The 2,934-nt window shown below is 76.3% G+C and carries 2 protein-coding genes; both read left to right on the top strand.

The window, feature by feature from the left end:
* Window positions 1-91 precede the first annotated feature (91 nt).
* The gene (locus ABZV34_RS38105; protein ID WP_356287477.1) at window positions 92-1,012 is read left to right on the top strand and encodes a 4'-phosphopantetheinyl transferase superfamily protein; all 921 of its coding nucleotides are present in this window, start codon (window positions 92-94) and stop codon (window positions 1,010-1,012) included.
* Between the two features lie 117 nt (window positions 1,013-1,129).
* The coding region (locus ABZV34_RS38100) for a fatty acid--CoA ligase family protein (RefSeq protein ID WP_356287474.1) at window positions 1,130-2,934 on the top strand (1,805 nt) is incomplete at its 3' end.

Genomic DNA, 2,934 nt, shown 5'->3' with positions numbered 1-2,934 from the left:
GCGTCTCCCGGCAGTTCGACCACCGCGAGAAAACCGGCGAGCGCCTCCGCCGTACCTGACACCCCCACCCCCGCCCCCGTTCCCGCCCCTGTTGCCGTCACCGTCGCCGTCGCCGTCGCTGTCCGCGGTCGCGTCCTCGTTCCCGGTCCGGGCTCTGGCCCCGGTCCCGGCGTCCGCCGCGGTTCCCGTCGCGGGTGGGGACGCGGGCACGGACGAGCCGGTCAAACTGTGGCTGTGTCCCAACGACGGCCTGCCGCCCGCGGTCGCCGGTCTGCTCGCCGCGCACTGGCTGGACGCGCGGGAGCAGAAGACCGCGAGCCGTTTCCTGTTCGAACGCGACCGGCGCCAGTACCTGCTCGCGCACACCCTGGTGCGGCGCGCGCTGGCGCTGGAGGCGGGCCTGGCCGAGGCCGAGCTGGTCATCTGGCGTTCCGCGCGGGGCCGTCCCTTCCTGCGGCCCGCTCCGGGTGAACTGCCGCGCGGCGGGGCCCAGCTGGACTTCAACCTCTCCCACGCGGGCGGCTACAGCCTGCTGGGCATCGTGCGCCGCCACCGCATCGGTGTGGACGTGGAGCGGCTGGAGGACCGCGACGAGCGGGCCATCACCACCATCGTGCGCACCTTCGCCGCCCCGGAGCGGGAGTGGGTCGAGCGGGCGGCGCACGGCCCGGACCGCGACCGGCGGGCCCTGCGGGTGTGGACGCTCAAGGAGGCCTATTCCAAGGCCCGCGGGCTCGGCCTCGGACTGCCCTTCGACGCGTTCGTCTTCACGCTGGACGACGAGCGCGGCGTACGCGCCTTCACACCGCCCGGCGACGACACGGCCCGCCCGTGGCGGTTCGTCGAACTGGAGCCGGTGCCCGGCGTGCTGGTCGCCGTCGCGGTGCCCGCCGACGCGGCCCAGGACCCGGTGCTCCACCTCGGCTACGGCTTCCCCTGGAGCCGCTCGGAGCTCCGCAGTTTCCCGCTGCCCCGGCCGGTGGGGGGTCACCTGGCCGCGGTCCCCGCGTGACTCCCCGGGCCGGCGGCGGGCCCGGGGGCATCTCCAGCGGGCTTCGAAGACCTCTTGAGCAGGGACACCTACCGTGAGGCGTCAGCTGTTCCCGCTGTCTGCAGCCAGGAGGCCACCGTGCCCATCCTCAGGTATCCGCAGAGCCCGCTGGACGACCTGTTGCGGCGGGCCGCGGACCGTGACGGTGACGCCCCGGCCGTGGTCACGGCCAAGGCCACGGTGACGTTCGCCGCCCTGGACCGGGACGCGGACCGTATCGCCCACTACGTAGGGCGCACCGTCCGCCGGGCCGACGCCGTCGTCGCGGCGGCCACCACCCTCGACACCGCCTTCCCGGCCGTGTACTACGGCACCGTCCGCAGCGGCCGGCTGCTGGCCCTGCTCGATCCGCTGATGGGACAGGCCGCGCTGCACGAGGTGTGCACGGCGGCCGGGGCCGAGATCGCCTTCGTGCCCGGCCCGCTGGCCACGCTGCTCGCCGCACTCGCGGACCGGCTGCCCCGGCTGCACACCATCGTGGTGACGGACCCCACCGGCCGTCCCGCATCCGGCCGTCCGGCATCGGGCGGCTTGGCATCCGGCCGTCCGGCATCGGGCGGCTTGGCATCCGGCGGTCGGGCATCGGGCGGCTTGGCATCCGGCGGTCGGGCATCCGGCGGTCGGGTGCCGGGACGCCAGGCGTCCGGTGGTCAGGGGGCCTGTGCGGTGGTGGCGCTGTCCGCGGTTCTGGCCGGGGTGCCCGCGGCCGGGTCCGTACGCACGGTGCGGCCCGGTGCGGACGCGGTGGCGTGCCTGCAGTTCGCGCCGGACGGCGGCGGGCGGCTGAAAGGTGTGCGGCTGACGCACCGCAATCTCGTCGCGGGCGCCGCCCAGACCGCGCTGGCCCACCGGCTCGGTGCCGCCTCCGTCGTCCTCAACCATCTGCCGCAGTACCACGCCGTGCACCTCAACTCGGCCGTGCACGCCGGGGCCCGGCAGGTGCTGTGCACGGACCCGGACCCCTTCGGGGCGCTGGAGGAGGCCGCGCGGGCGCAGGCCACCCACTACTACGGGCTGCCCGCCCGGCTGCACCGGCTGGCGGGGGATCCCCGGCTGGCGGGCGACTCCCGGCCGGCGGGTGATCCCCGGCCGGCGGGTGATCCCCGGCCGGTGGGTGACTCCCGGCCGGTTACGGGCCGGGCGTATCTGCCGGGCCGGCACCTGAGCGCCATTCATGTCAGCGGCGGTGTACTGGCGCCGGAACGGGCCCGTGCGCTGCGTGACGCGCTGCGCGTGTCCGTCCTGCAGGGCTACGGCCTGACCGAGGTCTTCACCCTCTCCCACCACCAGCCGCCCGGCTCGCGGCCCGGTCTCGGCGCGGTCGGGGTGCCGCTGCCGGGCACCGAGTGCCGCATCGTCCTGCCCGGCAGCACCCGGCCGGCCCCGGTGTGGTCGACCGGCGAGGTGCAGATCCGGGGACCGCAGCTGAGCCCCGGCCCGACGGACGGGGCCGGGGCGGCACCGCGGGACGCGGACGGCTGGCTGTCCACCGGCGACACGGGCTACCTCGACGCGGACGGCGGACTGCACCTCGTGGACGCGCACCGCTCCGTGTTCACCTGCGACGACGCGCTGGTCGCGCCCAGCGTGGTGGAGCGGGTCATCGGCCAGGACCCGCGGGTGGCCGACTGCATCGTCGCGGACTGGCCCGACCCGGCGCGCGGCGCCCTGGTCTGGGCCGGCGTGGTGCTGCGCGAGACACCCGACGGCGATGCCCCCGGCCTCCTCGACGTCCTCGACTCCGTCGCCGAACAGGCCAACGCCCGGCTCGGTCCCGGCGAGCAGATCCGCCGCCTGGAAGCCCTCGACGTCGTCCCCCGCAGGCCCGGCGGCCGCCCCGCCCGCCGCGAACTGCGCCTGCGGCTGCACGCCCTGGCCGCCGG

This window comes from Streptomyces sp. NPDC005195, assembly GCF_040608315.1.
In the GTDB taxonomy this organism is placed as follows: Bacteria; Actinomycetota; Actinomycetes; order Streptomycetales; family Streptomycetaceae; genus Streptomyces; species Streptomyces kaempferi.
Note: the sequence above shows the minus strand (reverse complement) of the source record. Positions and strands in the feature narration are given on the sequence as shown.